We start from the raw sequence: 17,923 nt of genomic DNA, 5'->3' as shown, positions 1-17,923 counted from the left end.
TAGCACTTAACTCTATATATTCATTTTGAACATTTCTAGAACTATTTTAGAAAAAGTGCTTATTTTATGAAAAAAAGAGTTATATCAGCGTTACTTGCTGAATAACTCTTGCTGTCTTATTATATGCTTGCTTCAAAAATTTGAACATCACATTCAATTACAACATTACCTTTTAATGCTTTACTGATCATACATGTTTGTTCAGCCTTGTGTGCTAAGCGTAGAAGTCTTTTTTCAAGATGTTCTGTTAGCTCTTGCACAATAATAGTCGGTTTATGGACAATTTTTTCATAAGTAAAAATGCCATTTTCTACACTAACAAATCCATGGGCCTGCATGGATAATTCCAGTACATCTATTTCTGACCTTTCGAATAAAGCAGCTAGTGTAATTAAATAACAGGTTGCAGCTGCCCCTAAAAGCATTTCATCTGGATTTGTACCAATGCCAGGTCCATTCATTTCCCGAGGAATAGAAATTTGTGTTTGCAAATTACTAGCTTGGATATTTCCTGTACCGTTTCTTCCTTCTGACCAAGTTAAGTCCATTGTAAATTTATGCTGAACCATTCTAGATCCTCCTTTATTTGTAAAGCGAAGAAAAATGCCCGCTTACAAACGTAAGACGAGCATTCCATTTATTCAACTGTTACTGTATTTTTTTCTGTGTCAATATGACGACCTTTCTTAGTCACGGTTTGGTACTCTGCAAGACGAGCGGTCGTACGCCAATAGTGATAGACAAGTCGATCAATCCACAGCAAAGTCTCCACTTTCGATACAGCTGTCTCTAACTCTACCACATTTTCAACAGTGTGCTCAAAGTATGCGTTTCGTTTATCACGACGCACCGTAGCCATTTCAGAGGAAGTAACCTCAAGCAAGGTAGCAATCTCAGGTAGACGTTCATCCTCATCAATGATTAGTAGTACTTTTTCCAATACCTCTAACCACTTTTGGGTTAATGTCTCCTGTAATTGAAAGGCATTTGGATGTTGCTCACGTAATGCCTTTGACAAACGATATAAGTGGTCTAAAGCATGTAAAAGGGCAATATGCTTATACCGTTCTTTTTGAGAGGAAGATTGAATAGCATCCATAAATAAACGTGTTTTTTCGATTGCCTCATCTATTTGAGCCAATCTACTGTCTGTTTCAGCTGTGCGTTTTTTTCCTTGAATAAGGGAAACGAGTACTGTCGTCATTTCCTTAGTAATATCTTGCAATGTATTAAAGGATACCTCTACAGCAACTCCAGGTATTTTGGCAACACTACTATCTAAATTACGAGTTAAATAATTTCCTTTTTCAGGGATCATTTTTTCAATGGCCTTTGCAAAAGGACGAACAAATGGCACAAAGAGTATCGCGCCAATCACACTAAATAATGTATGGAAAACAGCAATGCCGAGTGTTTCATCAAAGCTACCATTGATGGATTTCGTGACAAACTCTGTAAGAGCAAACAAAAACCTTGCACCCAATGTCACTAGTATAGCAGTGACTACATTGAACATTACATGTGTCACAGCTGTTCGTTTTGCAGCTGTTGATGCACCAATCGCAGCAAATAACGCTGTAGCTGTCGTCCCGATATTTTGACCAATGACTAAATAAGCAGCCTGTTCAAAATCAATAGCACCTGCATATAAAGCTGTTAAAGTGGCTGCTATTGCAGCACTAGAAGCCTGCATAATAACCGTCATGATAAGACCCAAAACAATTAAAACTAGTTTTCCACTAATAGAATTTGCACTAAATGCATCGAATGGAATTTTATCTTGTACCGCAGCCATTCCTCCCTGAAGAACATCAATACCTAAAAATAATAAGCCAAAACCAGTCACTAGCCCTCCAATTGCTTTGTAATCACGTGGTGCGAGCAATTGGACAAATACACCAAGCGCAATAAAAGGTAGTGACATTGTCTGCATATTGATCTTAAAGCCGATTAATGAAATAATCCAACCAGTACTCGTACTCCCGATATTGGCGCCAATAATAACGCCAATCGATTGGACAAATGTAAGAAGTCCAGCACTGACAAAACCTATCGTAATCAAGGTCGTGGCCGTGGAGGATTGTACAAGCATTGTCATAAATGTACCAGATAGTACCGAGCTAATGGTCCCACCTGTAAAACGATTGAGCCATTTTTTCAAGGCATCTCCTGCCAATTCCTTTAAACCGTTTGTTAGCATCGTCATTCCAAGTAAAAATAAACCTATGCCCCCAAGCACATTGATCAACCTATCAACACTCCCTACTAAAATTGTATCTCTCTTATGAAAGCTCCTTTTTAAAGGAGTTTTATTCCCCAAACATTCTTAATAGTACCATTATTAATTTTGAGAAAATAGGGATATTTCCCTGCATTGTACAAAATCATCCATTATTTTACGAAAAACAATGTGATAATTTTTATGGTAGAATAGAATAAATAATTCTTTAGGAGATTTTCAAAATGATTTTAACAAAGCAAGAAGCAATACAAGCACTTAAAAAGAACAAATTCATCGGTTTTACTATTACAACGGGTAATATTATTATGAAAAAGATTAATAAAACCGAGTATAATATTTTTGTTTTCGAAGAAGGAAGAGAAAAACCATTACGCTATGTAGGCTCTATCATGAACGTGATGGCGACAATGAGCGATAAAGCTTCTAAAAAAGATTTTGTAATTGTTGAACAACTACCAGCAGGAAACAGCGCTAAAGAAACTCAATCTTCTGAACAAGAAGCAACGACAGAGGAAAAAGTAGCACCACATGAAGAAAAGCCTTTAGTTGAAGGACAAGAAGAAAGCCGTGCGATTGCTGGCTATGAAGGCTTATATGAAATGACGGCAAGTGGTCGAATTATTACAGTAAGAGAAAACCGCCCATTGGCTCGCTGTAATGATGAATATGGCTTCCATATTGCGCGCTTAACAAAGGACGGCAAAGCATCTAGCCATAATGTCTTTGAACTTTGGAAACAGACATTCCCAGAGCTGGAGCACACTCTTTTCAGAGGTGCCTTAAAAGCCAAGTATGGTACAGGCTGTAAGCTAATTGATAAACCTGGTATTCATTTTTAATGAAACACCCTCAGCATATTTGCTGAGGGTGTTGTTATTTAGATATCGTATATTTTTTGCCACTTGAAAATCTTTATTATATTAATTTTAGCTACTTTATGGAAGCCTGCCTGCATGAGCTTTCTTCGTCTGGTTCTCTTATACCAAGGGACTATTGTACAGACTGCTCTCCCTTCCCGTTGCACATCTGCAACGATCTCCTCTAGTCGCAAGCTATCATATTCTTTTATAAACGACATATTGTCTGACAGCTCATAGGAATAGTTAACCGTTTCTTCGGCTACCGTTTGATCGTGTCGCTTATAGATGACATGATCGCTATCTGCAAAGAGTCGATAGCCCTTATAGAAATCTGTAACATTTTTCGCTCGATCCTTCGTTGTCATGATGTCTTTCATTGATAATTCTTGAAATCTCACATTTCCGTTACTCTGTTGTTGCTTTGCAATATAAACTTCTAAAATATGAATGGCTAGCATTCGTTGGAACATTTTTGTTAAAGCTCTTAGCCAATCTTTCGTGCTTGCATGCTTCAGAAAATAACGCAGTTCTCCTAATCGGTCTCGCTTCAATTTTACTAGCTGATGATTATTCGTTAATAGCCCTTTTAGGCGATCACGCATGACCATCCATAATCGAATACTACGCTCTTTAACTCCTTTTGTACTCATTACAAACTTCCTAGTAAAATCAATATGTGTATACCATTCAAACTTATATGGCTCATAGCCACTTCCTAAGTCATAATAACGATAGCCAGCTTGATGTGCTTTTAGCATATTTTCTTTTTCAATGAGGCGACCTGGACCAAATAGATTAAAATCTGGCTCATGGCCCATTGCCTGACAAAAATTGCGCTCTCTACAGCATAGGTCAATTGTAAAAGCAATCCACTGCCCTTCAAATTGTAAGCTATCGACTTCTACGCGAAGCTCCTTACTGTTGGTTTTAGCTAGCTGCTCATAAAATAGACGAGTTTGCTTTTCAGTAAAGCCACTTTTATCAATTTTCTTTTGCCATCTTCTCTTGAATAACGTAAACATGTCTTGTAGATGATTGTGATTCACTTCCTGAAAGGCGACATGACCAAGAGACTTTAATTTGTTTTCACGCCGTTTAAGGCTTTTGAATTTCTTACGATGCATCTTTAGAAATGTTTCCATAGGAATGGTTTGGAAATCAATATAAGATGTGACAGTTCGAAAAATCGAATGAGGCATCTGATATTCAATCGCATATTTTTCTAATACTTGAGAGGTATTTTTACTTTCTAATAATCCATGTAACACGATTAAATAACGCTTATATTTTCGTGAAAACTCCTTCAAAAGAAACGTAATCGAAGGTTCTAACCACTCCTTATCAGCAATCACTTCCATATAGGTCGCAAAACCTTGTCCTAAAAAGCTGAAATAATGGATTGTACCAAATCGTACAGAATGCACTAACGGAAAAAAGGCCACTGCTATACCTTGATGCTCCACTATGTAAATTTTGACATTGTCATGAATCCCGAGCGTTGTCCACCAAGTTGAAATCCATTCATACTCAATAAAAGGGTTATTATTATACTCTTTTTCAAGAATCTCTGACCAAATGCTCCGATAGGGCTCTAACTCTTCGATAGTCGTTATGAGTTTATAAGCTAGCAATGAACTAAATCGCTCCTTTTCACATGATTATCGCCATACATTTAGTAGCCACTATATTCCTAGCAAGAAAGTATTAGAACATTACACCAACGTAAAAACCCCTCCTTATTAGAAAGGAAGGGCTTCGTTTCATTTACACGTTTACAAGTGATACCTCATCTTTTGTCACTGCATTGGCCATATGTGCTGTCGCCACAAAGCTTAGTGTCATACCAGGCCCAATGGTTGCGCCTGGGCCAGGATACGTTTCCCCCATGATAGACGCTGAACAATTGCCAGAAGCATACAACCCCTCAATGGGTTCGCCATTCTCCTTTATTACACGAGCATATTCGTCTACTACGAGGCCACCTTTTGTGCCGATGTCTCCAGGATATAGACGCAATGCATAGAATGGTGCTTTCTTGATTTCTGCTAAATTTGGATTTGGTAGTGTCGGGTCCCCATAGTAATTATCGTAGGCACTATCTCCTCGATAAAAATCATCATCATGTCCGTTCCGCGCAAAGTCATTAAAACGATTCACCGTTGCTACTAGGTTCTCCGCTGGCACTTCCATTTGTTTGGCAAGCTCTTCAATCGTTTCCGCACTTTTTGCAACTCCATGCTCAAACCAACTTTTCGGGAATGCCTGTCCTGGGAACAATCCTGTAAAAATATAACGGCTTTTAGCTGAAGCATCAATTAATATCCAGGAAGGAACTGCCTGCTGTGTGACCTCTTGATGCTTATACATCGTATCCACGAATTCATGATATGGAGCCGCTTCATTGACAAAACGTTGCCCTGCACTATCCACTACAATCATATTGGGCACGCCACGATCTGCCACAAGGAAGAATGGATGTCCTTGTGGATCAATAACAGAAGGGGCTCCCCATACTTTATCCATTAAATCCAACGTTGCACCAATTTTTACGCCAGGTTCAAGGATGTCACCTGTTTGACCTTCTGGAGAAGAAGTCCATGCAGCATTCGTAGGACTTGGTAAATACTTTTCACGAAGTGTCTGATTATGTGAGAAGCCACCTGATGACAGAACAACACCTTTCTTTGCCTCAATTTTAAGCTCTTGTCCATCTCTTTCCACAATAATTCCTATTACTCTTCCTTTGCCCATAATGAAATCTTTAAAGGCCGTTGATAGCCAAAGCTCACCATTTGCTTCTGCAAGGGAGAGGCGTAAACGTGCAATTAAAGCTTCTCCTAAGGCTACTGGATCGCTCTTAGTTACCTTTGACTTGACTAAACGCGCCCCTAATTTCAGTGCAGTAGTTTTACCTTTTAGCGTCCGGGTAATCATATTCACTTTATGAAACTCGTAGCTATTCATCGTGAAGCCTTTTGTTGATAGAGTTGCACGACGCATAGAATTTGCTAAAGAGCCCATTTTTGTTAAATCGAAAATAAGTGGTTCAATGGAGCGTCCCTGTGACAACCCACCTGGTTTTTCTGGATAATAATCCGAGTAGCCTTTTGCATATTGGAAGCGCATATGCTTTGTTTTATTGTATAAAAAGCGTAACATTTCAGGCCCTCTCGTAATATAAGTTTCCTTTAGCTCTTCTGGCACACGATCACCGATTGTTGAATCTAGATATTGGCGTGCAAGTTCATGTGTATCTGGGACACCTGCACCTTTAATGATATGATTATTAGGAATCCATAAAGCACCGCCTGAAATAGCAGAAGCACCACCATAGCGATCTGTTTTTTCGATCACTAATGATTTCATTCCTTGTAACTTTGCTGTTAAACCTGCTGTCAATCCCGCTGCACCAGAGCCTACTACTACTACATCATAACTAGCATCCCATTTCATTCAACCATTCCTCCCTATATGAGCTAAATCGATGAATCTGTCCTTTCTATTAAAAAGTATAGAATTAAACCAATATTCAGTCAATTTAAACCATTCCCTATATTTCCACAAAAAAGGAGCATACTCACTCGATTTCAGGTTTTAGAATCAACTTTATATAGTTATCTTCCCGTCCACAAATTATTTCATAGGCTACTTGCTTCTTCTAATGGCAATTGATATGTAATGGTACGATACATTAAAAGGCAAGAGGACACAGTCACCCTTTTTCACTTTTGTCACATGCTCTTACCTATTACATAATTCTTATGTGAAAGAATAGCGCCTTGGTAAATATGCAAATCAGTTCCACGAATAGCAGTAGAAGTGATTTTCACAATAATATCGTCCTTCTTTTAACAGTTGGACCATCTAATATCTTTATTTCCATGATAGGTTACAGCCTTCACGACAACACTCCCTTTGCATAGTATCATCACAACAAGCATATATTTTCGACTCTATTCTTTCCTTCGCTAACCTGCAGTATGCACATCTTTGTCATTATCGTTTTTATGCAGGCAATTCAATGTCAAGCATATTCATTTCTACTTAGCATATAGTTTGAAAAAGGCATTAAGTTGATGATAGGGCGGAGGAATTTTACAGGTGAGTGCAATGATACTTGGCGGTTTTCTATTTTTCAGTGTGAGCATTGGGGGCGCGATTGCCTGGATTTTCTCTAAGCTATTTCAGCATACGACACAGGGGTTATCATTATTGTGCGGAGGTTTTTTAGTAGGCTTACTTGTGCTAGATATCATCCCTTCTTCCTTTCAAATCTATCAATCATTTGGGATTATATTAGGTATTTTTATTGGTTATTTCATCTTCCAACTACTAGATACCTTATTTCATGCTTCTCATGCACAGAATCCCTCTGTCTCTCTATTAACACTAGCTATGATTATCCATACAATACCTATTAGTCTCACTGTTGGAAATTTACTTGGAAATGCTGCATTAAGTATTTCTCTCACAGCCTCCATTATTCTCCACCATGTTCCAGAGGGATTTGCATTATCTACTGCACTCATCTCTCAAGGTGAAAGGCTTTGGAGACTTTTCATTTATTTCTTCATCTTCTCTATTTTCTTTAGTATTTTCATCTGGTTTGGTCAGTATTGGGCTTTACCAGACAAAGCACAAGGGATCTTAATGGGCATTTCGATAGGATTGATTGCTACAGCTAGTATTTCTGAATTCATTTTGCATCAGCTACAGAAAGTCTCATTTAAAGCATTTTTTATGTATCTCTTTCTAGGTTATTTCCTAAGCTATATTTTCCATATACTTGTTGAATAACAAAGGGATGTCTCCGCGCATGAGACATCCCTTTCCTCTTTTATTCTTCTTCACTAACTAGCATTAAAGTAAGCGTTAAAATTTTAGAAACCTCTGCCCGAGTAAGATTACCTTTTGGGTTAAACTTACCATTCGTACCATTTAAAATACCTAGATGTTGCAATAGACCGATAGCCTCTACTGTTTCTTGACGCATTTGATTTTTATCTGTGAATGAATTGTTTTTGCTCACTTGCGCAACATTCACTTCCATACCTTCTAAATACCTAGCAGTAATATAGGCCATTTCCTCTCGTGTAACGGGCTTTTTCGGCTCAAATTTTTCACCATTGAAAATATCGATTAAGCCATACTCCTCAAGAATCGCTACCTCCTTAGCACCCCAGAAACCACTAAGATCAGTATAAGAAGCAGGACCCTCATAATCTTCATTCACATTTAAGCCAGATGCACGGAAAATAATAGCCGCCAGTTCTCCACGCGTCACTTGTCCATTTGGATTAAACATAGTAGCCGTTGTCCCATTAATGATATTTGTTTGATATAGTAACTGAATATAGCTTTCAGCCCAATGACCAATAGCATCCTTGAAATATCCACCTGCTTTTAACTCAACGTCGGCACGAGCAAATACCTGTACCATATCATTTAAATCCTCTGCACTAACTGCTTCCCATTTGCCAGCTGTATATACCTCACTCTTATAGCCATTACTAGTTTGTGTAATTTTTATTTGAATCGCAGGCCCAAATAACTTCTTCAGTTCTTCATAGTTTTCCTTAAACTCTTTTTCTCCCTCTGGATAGAGGTTTGTACCATCTTTGTACGATTGAAGAATCGCCTCTAATGAAATTTTTACTGTAATACTATTTTTTGTTGTAACAATCGACACTTCATTATTTTCAAAGCCTATTTTAGATAACAAAAGCATTTTATAAATATCTTGATAGGGCATGGCTTGTAACTGACTAGTGGCTGCAACATTCTGCTTTGGATGGATTATATTTGCTACATTTACTACATCCTGTGCATACGCCTGTCCACCAACCCCTGTAAAACATGCAATACTCAGTGCACCAGCTAACATTATTTTCTTCACTGTTTTTCCCCCTTCAATTCATAGATTCAGTGTACTAAAACAACAGTTTATAAATCTATAAAAATATGGGAATTAAACAATAATTATATAAAAGACCCATTTTTAACACATTATAATTTTCCTATTTTACTTTTGAGTTTGAAACTAGTTTAACAGAAGGAGAAATTTCTCAATGCTATCTACCACAATTACATATGTAATTAGATATATCTCTCAAATGAGGGCAGCTTAAAGGCTGTTCTTTGTTATATTTCTTTTACACTGGGTACATACTTGGAAAGAAACTTCTTTCAGCTAACTTTATATTTATATAATGTTAGAGGCTTTCATTTGATTTTTATTAAACGGTAGAAGTAGTATGGAATTGTAATGAAGGATTATCTACATATCCACACTATTATATTAATGTAACAATTTCAAAGGAGGAATTTCGATGAATTATCAAAACATTACGGTTGCAGGTAGTGGTGTATTAGGAAGCCAAATTGCTTATCAATCTGCTTTCAAAGGTTTTAATGTAACAGTGTATGACATTAACGATGAGGCGTTAAAAAATGCACAGGATCGTATTACAAAATTAAAACCATTTTATCAACAAGATTTAGGTGCTACACAAGAAGAAGTGGATGCAGCCTATGCACGTCTTACTTTTAATAGTGACTTGGCGCAAGCCGTTGCCAATGCTGATCTTGTTATAGAAGCAATCCCTGAAGTTGTGAGCATCAAAACAGAATTTTACACGAATCTTGGAAAAGTAGCACCAGCAAAAACAATTTTTGCAACAAACTCGTCTACTTTACTACCAAGCCAATTTGCTGAAGCAACTGGCCGTCCTGATAAATTTTTAGCTCTTCACTTTGCTAATACAATTTGGAAAAACAATACTGCGGAAATTATGAAACACCCTGGTACAGATATGAAAGTATTTGATGAAGTGATTGAATTTGCACGCGCCATTGGCATGGTACCACTACCATTGCATAAAGAGCAACCTGGCTATATTTTAAACTCATTACTAGTTCCGTTTTTAGATGCAGCTGAATCTTTACTTGTAAAAGAAGTGGCCGATCCAGAAACAATTGATAAAACATGGATGATTGGTACAGGCGCTCCACTTGGACCATTTGCTATTCTAGACATCGTTGGCATTAACACTGCCTATAACATTGTGGAAGCGAAAGCAACTGCCACTGGTGATGAAAACATGAAAAAATTAGCTAACCTCTTAAAAACAGAGTACATCGAAAAAGGCAAATTGGGCCGCGCAACAGGTGAAGGCTTCTACACATATCCAAATCCAAGCTTTGCAAAACCAGATTTCTTAAAGGGTTAATGATTAAAAAGAGCAATGGTCCTTCTTAAAAGGGCATTGCTCTTTTTTTATCATACAAAAAAATTCCAAAAACTAGGTGTGTTTTCAAATTCCTTCGTTGTCAGCTTTTCAATAATTTTCAGCTTAATCTCCTGCTCTAAGTCTTCTCTATCCTGGTAACTTGTTTGATGAAGACACTGCTTAATTTTTGGCGTAAAATTTTCAATAATTATTAGCATCTCCTCATTCATATTGTTCTGCATTGACTAAATCTCCTCCTTTCTAATAATATGATGAAGCTTCTTTAAAGCTTTTCGATGCAGGTTGGATATATTCTGTGGTGTTGTTTTTAATGTTTCAGCGATTACTTTTATAGAATAGTCTTTGACATAAATCATTTCTAAAATTTGCAGTTGCTTGTCTGTTAATTTTTGCAAGCCTTTAAAGAGCTGTTCATTTTCAATTTTTTCTAATAATCCTTCTTCTCTCTCTTCGTAACTTATACCGTCGTCCATTAGACCACTATCTGCGACTAATAAAAAGCGATTTTGCAATCTTCTCTTTTTTTTATCGAAATCCAAGCTAAAGAAATAAATTAAATTGCTGATATATTTTATTTTCTGTACCCTTTGATAATGAGCTTGAAATGTTTCATCAACCATTTTCAAATTACAATCATTGGGATGTAAGATTGCATGTTGTACCAAATAAAGATTTTGTGCATCTGCCAAAAAACTCCTGATAATTGGGTTTTTAACCTGTTCTCTATTTCTGTAAAAAAACTCTTCTATTATTTTGTACTCATTACACATTCGCATCACTCCTATATATTCGCCTTCTTGTTCTTTAAAGTGAATATCATATATCTATTATAAACCAAAAACAGAACAAATGTTCCCTGTTTTATTCATTCATATTGATTTTATTAATCGTACGTTCACTTTTCATAACTGTAAGCATCACAATAATGAGGGAGGAAGATGTTATGATACCAATTGAAACTATACAAATGTGGGTTCACCTAATAGGTAATTCAGGTTTCCCTATTGCCATTACCATCTATCTCTTTATGCGTTTTGAGAAGAAAATAGAAAATTTGGAAGCAATCATCTTGAAATTGTTAGATAAAAGGGAAAATTAATAAGCCTATAAAAAAATATACGGCAGCATCCTTTAAAAAGGATGCTGCCGTGTGACTTAAAGATGCTTCTGCATACCATATATGTAATAACAAATATGTAGATGGGGGGATTTTATGGAGCTTATATTGACCATTTTTCTCATGCTAGATATTCCCTACAATTACTTTCACCATTCATTCCCCATTATGATTGAATACTTGGGGAATCTTGGATTTTGGCTGGCACTCCCATTATCGGTCCTTACTATCTTGCTAAGTCTATGGTTACTTATAAAAAAAGTGGGCATTGTTAGCTCTTTACTTATTCTTTTTATTACGGGGATTCTTTTATTCCTTGCTTTAATTTCATTGTTCCATTGTTACTCATCCTAATAAATTGAAGCCTTTGAAGATGGAATACTTCAAAGGCTTTTTAGCATTTTTAGAAATACAGCACCATATAATCCTCATCAAAATATTGCTGCCCTATTTTTAAGGCGTTTCGTTCTGTTCCAAAAACGTGAAAACCTAACGATTTGTATAATCCTTTTGCTGATTCATTGGAAGAAACAACTGTTAAATTAATTTGCTCGACATCTACTAGTGTCTTTGCTTGATTGATGATCTCTACCATTAGTTGTTTTCCTATGCCCAATCCCCGTTTTTTTGTAGAAACATAAACGGCAAAAATACTCGCTTTATGCTTTAGCTTCATTTTATTTGCTTGCACCAATGTCGCCACACCGAGTAAATCCTCCTGGTCAAATGCCCCAAACGTAAATGTTCCCTGTCCTTCGAGCCTACTTGCAAACGACCCAATTGACAAATTCTTTTCTTCCTCGAAGCTAGCGCCAAAAGCTTCTGGATTTGTTTGCAATCCCTCTAATCTTAAATCTCTATATACCTCAGCATCTGCAGCTGTTAATTGTCTAATTTCCATGCCTTTTCCTCCTATCATACTTTTCCTATTTATCGGCCATAACGATTGGCATTTGATGTACTTTTCCAACAGTAATCCTTAAAATGGAAATAAGGGAGCTGAAAATCTATGGAATCTACTAATATGTCAAAACACTTTCTTACATTACAGGCACAACGAGCACACTACCTACCAGCTATTCATTCACTTTCACAGGAAGAACTATGGCGAGTAACAAGCGAGGGAAAATGGTCCATTGGTGAACACTTTTATCACCTTTATTTGATTCTCAAAATGCTCCACACAGCAACCAAATATTCTTTATTCCTTACGCCTATCGCTAAAATGCGAAGAAACAAGCCATTCTCTACTGAAATACATGATATTTATGAAGAATATCAATCCAAAAAAGGACATGGAATGCGAGCACCCAGTATTTTGATTCCACCTAAGAAAATACGCTTTGTATTAAACAGTTATGATATCGAGCAATTACTTATCAACGAGACACTTGCTTTGCAAAAGTTAGTACAAAATATAGACGAGGATGTTGCAGGGCATATTGTTTTTCCTGATCCCATTGCGCATTATCCTAATCTCATTCAAGCTATTCAGTTGTTGGCTATTCATGAGAGGCATCACTTTAATAGGATGGAAGGGCTTTTAGGAGGAAAGAATTTGAAAGGTACAATTAAAGAAATCAAATAGAGCCAATTTGATTTTATGCCCCTCAAAACTGGCTCTGGATTTTTCAGTGTAGCAACTTTGTCATGGAAAAATTTTATTAGGAAACGCTACGAGCTCTTTGTTCTAGAACTACACTTAAAATTCCAAACAATAACAGTAACAACACACCCATTAACGTAATATTTGACCATTGTAACCGTGTATCGAATAGCTGAAAAAAGAAGGTGAATACAGGAATAAAGCACAATGACATCATGACTAAAAATACTTCACAATATTGAATACCCTTCTGTAATAAATACATTGGTATCAACACACCGATGACGGTCATCAATAAAATCCAATCAATGTTTTCAAGCAAATAAGTAAACATGACATCATATGTAGCGATAAATGAAAGCAAAATGATACCATAAAATCTTTTGATAATATCATCGAGCTTGTCCATCCTAATTGACTGAGCTGCTTAGAATAGACTGTACATAATACTGCACCAAGTCCACACAATATGCTTGCCCCGACTCCTAAAATACTTGATTGATCCCATGTTTGTACAGCCGATTTCCCTGTAAAAATAGCACCAATCAGTAATAAACTAGCTGCAAATATGCCAATTGCAAGACCCCACTGTGCATTTATCACTCGTTTTTTCTGCTGTATCGCAAGTAGCAATGCAAACAATGGACCTAGTCCCATTTCAAGAGAGCTCACTATCGCTGGTTCAATATATTTTAATGCAAAGTAAAACCCCATAAAGGCTAATATGGAAGCACCGTTTAACTTCCATAAAGATGATCGTGCCTCTTTCCAGCAGGGCTCTATCTTTTGCTTACTTGTGATTAATTGAAAGAAGACAGTCGTAAGAAAAAAACTAATACCGGTGAAGAGAAATGGATGCACTGCTTGTACACGGTTCGAGTAATACACTTGGCTAATAGACGTTAAAATGGCTAACACTAGTAAACTTATTACCCCTATTGCATATAGATGACGTTTATTTTCAACTATAACTCCCATAGATTCCCCTCTGATAGCATGTCTACTCATATGTTTACTATTGCGTTGCTAGAGTAAATTTTTTTACTAGTTTCTCCAAACTGTCCTCTACATGGTGACAGTCGACGAAGAACACCCTCACCTCGGCACTTTGATCCCCTTCATTTGTGTTAAAATAAATTTCTTTCATTTGTTCAACTTCCGTATTCAATGGATAAAGGAGCCATATTTCTTTAGCGTGATATTTTTTAGCATACGCATACATTTGATACATATCGGCCTGTGAAATGCCATAGTTATTGTGTGGCGTGTTACTTAGCATTTTCCATTTTGTATCTAAAATAATTTTGCGAGTGCCATTTGTTACTACAATATCTGGTCGTAATGCAAATTTCCCTTGAAATAAATGATAGCCTTTATCCTGTAATTGTACATGCCACGCTGAATCACTTAGTAGCTTTTTCAGATGAAAGCCAATATAAGACTCAAAAACTTTTTCCATTGGAAATAATAAGGCTTTAGCAAATGAATGTCCTGAAAAAGTTGTAAAGCTTTCATTATTTAAAAAAATTTTAGACCATTGCATAATCGTTTCATAATCTTTTGAGTTACGATCAATCTTTACCTGGGAAAAATCCTTATTGTAGTTTTTGGATTGCTCAATGAGTTCAAAGTGTATGAGTTGCTTACGAATTTCATTTATATTGTCATTACTAGTAGATTGTTTCAACAAATAAAGCAATGTAGCCTTGATTAACCGATTTTCTGCTCGATTCATTCCAAACTCATCATAGCGTGTATAGAAACGTTGTCGATGAACAATGTTATATTTTAATTGCTGTGAGAATACCATTTTTCCTTTGTATACATTTAAGTTATCCTCCATCGCATAATACGATGATTTAAGTCCTTTTTTAATCAATTTTTGTACTTCTTCAATGTACAATCGAATGAAAATTTCCAATAACGTCATATGATCTGTACGAAGACTAGTCTCATTAAAGGTTTTGCTAGGAAATTCTTGTAACGACTTAAGCATTTTCAAAAATGTTTTTTTAGGGTCAATGGCTGTTTTTCCATATATTTTTGGCAAAATTTGAATTTGTGTACCATTTTTCAATTGCACAATCCCAACATAATTTTTTGCACGAATGACCTTTCCAACATGCCGCTTTGTGGAAACAGAGAAAAAATCGTATGCATCCACATCTTCCATATCATTACAGTTCAAAATCATATTTTCAAGCTGCTCGAAAGAATCATTGTCTAAGTATACATACTCATCTTTAAAAGCTTTATTGCATGTCAGGATATCGTATTCCTTTATTTCAATTAACTTCTTCATTCTCGACCCTTCCATATATGCCGATATAGCTTAATGGTTCCTCGAATGCACTTGCTTGAAGATGGAATTTCGTTTCTGGGAGGTCTATATCAATGGCTCGACCAAATAATCCTTTTATACTTAATTTCTCATCCAAAATAAATCGATATTGCTGGGGTTTTAAATGATCTCCTAACACTAACTGAATCTTACTATAATCTTCATAAAAATATTCTTGGAGAAGTGGAATAATCGCATTCTTAAAAATATTAGCTAGATTTTCTAATGAACTGTCTTCTTTTAAGCTCATAAAATAGGCATGACCAATAGTATGTTCACGATCATACAGTGCTTCAATACGAGCGTTCATGACTTCCATTAGACGTTGAATATGGATATGCCCAACTTTTATATCAGCTACTGCATTCAAATTTGGCAGCATTTCAATAAAGTCAAAGCGTCTTCTAAGTGCTGTATCCATCAGTGCAATGGAACGATCTGCTGTATTCATCGTTCCCAGCAAATAGACATTTTGTGGGACACCAAAATCCTTTTTAGAATATGGAAGCTTCACATGCATTTCTTCTAGTGCTCCAATTCTTTTTGTCGGTTCAATTAATGTAATAAGTTCACCAAAAATCTTCGATATATTGCCTCGATTAATTTCATCGATAATAAAGACATAGTTATTAGTATTTTCTTCCACATCGATTTGATCATTTTGCGAGTATTTTAAAATTAAATTATTCACATCATTGATTGATAGTCGCCAAAGCTCATAAATGGTTTGCTGCACTAAGTTCGTTTTGCCATTTAGCTCATAAATATTTTCATAGATATCCGTGGCAATCCACTCTACTTCACGACTTCTTTTAAAATCTTCCTCTGCCTCTAACCATTCTGGCTCTCCTGTGATAATGCCAATTGCATCAATATGCTTTTGATCTCCTAAAGAAAAGACGATATCACCAACACTCATTCCCTCATAGAAATAGTACAAGGTATCTGAAGGATATTCCCCATCCTCAATAAAATCAGTACCTTCCTCATCCCAGCCTATACGAATTTGATTGTCCTTAAAGCATTCTTCTTTCAGCCAATTCTTGCCACTGCCTCCTAAAGAAATCTTCCAAACTTTTTTATTTCCTTCCATCACCTGATCATGAGCAGTTAATTTTAATTGCTGCGCTTGCTCACAAAATTCTTTAAACACGCCTGATTCAATTTTATATTGAATGCTCTCTTCTGCTTCATCGTTTAAAACAGGCTTAATTCCCTCGATAAACTCTTCATATCCATATGATTGATGAAAAGTAACGAATCGAATCTGACCTTGCTTTTTATACGTAAGATAACGTTCAAAAACATCTTGATACGCTTCTGCGCAAATCGCCATAAATTCTTTATTCTCAATAATACTAACCGCGTAGTTCACCGTATTATAAGTTTTTCCTGTTCCTGGTGGACCGTACAGGATGGTATTGATATTGCATTGACTCATTTTTGGGGAATCCTCCTCTATTATTATTTTGTAGTAAGGAATTAACTCTTTGATAGCTTTAATCACTAAATTCAATATCTCTTGACTACTATAGTCATTTTTTTTAATATCAGTTTCTGTCAAAATAAAAGAAATTTGTACTTTTTGGTAGCTACCATTTTTTACTTTTTCTTTTACTACATCGTTATTATCAGTTGTTAAAAATCTGTCATTACTATCGATTACATAGCATAATCCTTTTTTTAATGGGCGATTTAATAACTGATGATGGCGTTTATAATCCTGCTGATCGCTATTATCTATTGCTAGCTCTATGCTAATACGTAATCGGAACTCATTTTTTTCATCTTTTTCAGCAAAAAAAGATAAACTTGACTTGCAATCTGCATGTCCTGGTTTCTTCATTTGCCTCCATAAATATTCTCTTGTTCGTCTACCAGATACATCAAGCCAGGCAGAACGTCCAAATTTCTTAAATCCAAATCTAGCTCGACATATGTTAGCTAACTTCTCGAGTTCAGCGACTGCTATTTGACCTGCCTCTTTTATTCTTTTTAAATCATCTATTATCTCTTCTTCTGCTCTTTCTATTGCTCTATATTCTTTTCCAGCATATTCTTTTAAAAACGTGAAAATTGCTTGACAATCAAAAACCTCTATAGGATTAGTTAAAATGAAATGAGTAAACTTTCCTTCAATGAATTCATATAATTCAGCAATTTTTTTCTGCCCCATTATGGTTGTTACTGTTATTTCTCTATTTAATGCAGGGCGTTCTTTTTGATTATTAAATTCTCCGTAATAAGATAGTCTTCGCTTAATCGAATCATTAAAATCTCCTGCTACTAGATAGTTATAAATAGAACCACTAGCATTTGCTACACAGTGAGATGATGCCAATGCAGGAGGAATTTTATCTTTATTTATTTCCTCCGCTTTTTTAACAATTTCACTTTGCTTAAAATACAAATCTTCAATTTTAATATTCTCTTTTTCGATAAATTTTTCATATGTTAATAATGCTCCTGCTAACCAAATAGCCTCTACCTTTTTCATAAAAAACCCT

16 protein-coding genes and 1 pseudogene are annotated in these 17,923 nt (G+C 36.0%); 5 read left to right on the top strand and 12 right to left on the bottom strand.

What is annotated here, in order from left to right; all coding sequences use genetic code 11:
- Positions 1–119 precede the first annotated feature (119 nt).
- Together ACMGGO_RS03850 and ACMGGO_RS03845 are read right to left on the bottom strand one after the other, a co-directional pair.
- On the bottom strand, positions 120–569 hold the full coding sequence (locus tag ACMGGO_RS03850) for an SACOL1771 family peroxiredoxin (protein WP_054549471.1): 450 nt from the start codon (positions 567–569) through the stop codon (positions 120–122).
- A gap of 68 nt (positions 570–637) precedes the next feature.
- The gene (locus ACMGGO_RS03845) at positions 638–2,239 is read right to left on the bottom strand and encodes a Na/Pi cotransporter family protein (RefSeq protein WP_420282315.1); all 1,602 of its coding nucleotides are present in this window, start codon (positions 2,237–2,239) and stop codon (positions 638–640) included.
- 224 nt (positions 2,240–2,463) lie between these two features.
- Here ACMGGO_RS03845 and ACMGGO_RS03840 point away from each other — a divergent pair, with 224 nt between their 5' ends.
- The gene (locus ACMGGO_RS03840; RefSeq protein ID WP_048394346.1) at positions 2,464–3,081 is read left to right on the top strand and encodes a 3-ketosteroid-delta-1-dehydrogenase; all 618 of its coding nucleotides are present in this window, start codon (positions 2,464–2,466) and stop codon (positions 3,079–3,081) included.
- 38 nt (positions 3,082–3,119) lie between these two features.
- On the opposite strand, the gene ACMGGO_RS03835 is transcribed toward ACMGGO_RS03840, so the two are convergent.
- The 3 genes and pseudogenes from ACMGGO_RS03835 to ACMGGO_RS03825 all read right to left on the bottom strand — a co-directional run.
- Positions 3,120–4,733 carry a GNAT family N-acetyltransferase gene (locus ACMGGO_RS03835; protein WP_420281615.1) on the bottom strand — a complete coding sequence of 538 codons (1,614 nt, stop codon included), beginning with the start codon at positions 4,731–4,733 and terminating at the stop codon, positions 3,120–3,122.
- Between the two features lie 133 nt (positions 4,734–4,866).
- Entirely contained in the window at positions 4,867–6,555 is a 1,689-nt protein-coding gene (locus ACMGGO_RS03830; protein WP_115672946.1) for an FAD-dependent oxidoreductase, read from the bottom strand.
- A 231-nt stretch (positions 6,556–6,786) separates the two neighbouring features.
- Positions 6,787–7,004 (bottom strand): annotated as a pseudogene (locus tag ACMGGO_RS03825) (glutathione-dependent formaldehyde dehydrogenase); the annotation flags it as partial.
- Between the two features lie 208 nt (positions 7,005–7,212).
- Between ACMGGO_RS03825 and ACMGGO_RS03820 the strand changes: the two are divergent.
- On the top strand, positions 7,213–7,899 hold the full coding sequence (locus tag ACMGGO_RS03820) for a zinc transporter family protein (RefSeq protein ID WP_231595704.1): 687 nt from the start codon (positions 7,213–7,215) through the stop codon (positions 7,897–7,899).
- A gap of 40 nt (positions 7,900–7,939) precedes the next feature.
- On the opposite strand, the gene ACMGGO_RS03815 is transcribed toward ACMGGO_RS03820, so the two are convergent.
- The gene (locus tag ACMGGO_RS03815; protein WP_259949676.1) at positions 7,940–8,998 is read right to left on the bottom strand and encodes an S-layer homology domain-containing protein; all 1,059 of its coding nucleotides are present in this window, start codon (positions 8,996–8,998) and stop codon (positions 7,940–7,942) included.
- Positions 8,999–9,431: 433 nt separating this feature from the next.
- On the opposite strand from ACMGGO_RS03815, the gene ACMGGO_RS03810 reads away from it, so the two are divergent.
- On the top strand, positions 9,432–10,331 hold the full coding sequence (locus tag ACMGGO_RS03810) for a 3-hydroxyacyl-CoA dehydrogenase (protein ID WP_054549488.1): 900 nt from the start codon (positions 9,432–9,434) through the stop codon (positions 10,329–10,331).
- A 50-nt stretch (positions 10,332–10,381) separates the two neighbouring features.
- On the opposite strand, the gene ACMGGO_RS03805 is transcribed toward ACMGGO_RS03810, so the two are convergent.
- Both ACMGGO_RS03805 and ACMGGO_RS03800 read right to left on the bottom strand, forming a co-directional pair.
- A complete protein-coding gene (locus tag ACMGGO_RS03805) occupies positions 10,382–10,573 on the bottom strand; it encodes a hypothetical protein (RefSeq protein WP_004228187.1) in 192 nt (63 codons plus the stop codon).
- Positions 10,574–10,576: 3 nt separating this feature from the next.
- Entirely contained in the window at positions 10,577–11,122 is a 546-nt protein-coding gene (locus ACMGGO_RS03800; RefSeq protein WP_420281614.1) for an RNA polymerase sigma factor, read from the bottom strand.
- A gap of 173 nt (positions 11,123–11,295) precedes the next feature.
- On the opposite strand from ACMGGO_RS03800, the gene ACMGGO_RS03795 reads away from it, so the two are divergent.
- Complete coding sequence (locus tag ACMGGO_RS03795; protein ID WP_082148167.1) at positions 11,296–11,451, top strand: YvrJ family protein; 156 nt, start codon at positions 11,296–11,298, stop codon at positions 11,449–11,451.
- Positions 11,452–11,872: 421 nt separating this feature from the next.
- On the opposite strand, the gene ACMGGO_RS03790 is transcribed toward ACMGGO_RS03795, so the two are convergent.
- On the bottom strand, positions 11,873–12,370 hold the full coding sequence (locus ACMGGO_RS03790) for a GNAT family N-acetyltransferase (protein ID WP_115672941.1): 498 nt from the start codon (positions 12,368–12,370) through the stop codon (positions 11,873–11,875).
- A 108-nt stretch (positions 12,371–12,478) separates the two neighbouring features.
- Here ACMGGO_RS03790 and ACMGGO_RS03785 point away from each other — a divergent pair, with 108 nt between their 5' ends.
- Complete coding sequence (locus ACMGGO_RS03785) at positions 12,479–13,057, top strand: DinB family protein (protein ID WP_374805723.1); 579 nt, start codon at positions 12,479–12,481, stop codon at positions 13,055–13,057.
- A 309-nt stretch (positions 13,058–13,366) separates the two neighbouring features.
- Here ACMGGO_RS03785 and ACMGGO_RS03780 read toward each other — a convergent pair whose 3' ends face one another.
- Genes ACMGGO_RS03780 through ACMGGO_RS03770 form a run of 3 tightly spaced genes read right to left on the bottom strand, consistent with a single transcriptional unit; the run spans position 13,367 to position 17,913 of the window.
- A complete protein-coding gene (locus tag ACMGGO_RS03780; RefSeq protein WP_259949689.1) occupies positions 13,367–14,053 on the bottom strand; it encodes an EamA family transporter in 687 nt (228 codons plus the stop codon).
- Positions 14,054–14,090: 37 nt separating this feature from the next.
- Positions 14,091–15,377 carry an McrC family protein gene (locus ACMGGO_RS03775; protein WP_259949690.1) on the bottom strand — a complete coding sequence of 429 codons (1,287 nt, stop codon included), beginning with the start codon at positions 15,375–15,377 and terminating at the stop codon, positions 14,091–14,093.
- Entirely contained in the window at positions 15,361–17,913 is a 2,553-nt protein-coding gene (locus ACMGGO_RS03770) for an McrB family protein (protein WP_259949692.1), read from the bottom strand. Before ACMGGO_RS03770 ends, ACMGGO_RS03775 begins: the two co-directional genes overlap by 17 nt.
- Between the last annotated feature and the right edge of the window lie 10 nt (positions 17,914–17,923).

The sequence above is a fragment of the Lysinibacillus sp. BNK-21 genome, assembly GCF_048684915.1.
Lineage (GTDB): Bacteria > Bacillota > Bacilli > Bacillales_A > Planococcaceae > Lysinibacillus > Lysinibacillus capsici.
This window is presented reverse-complemented; position numbering and strand designations above follow the sequence as displayed.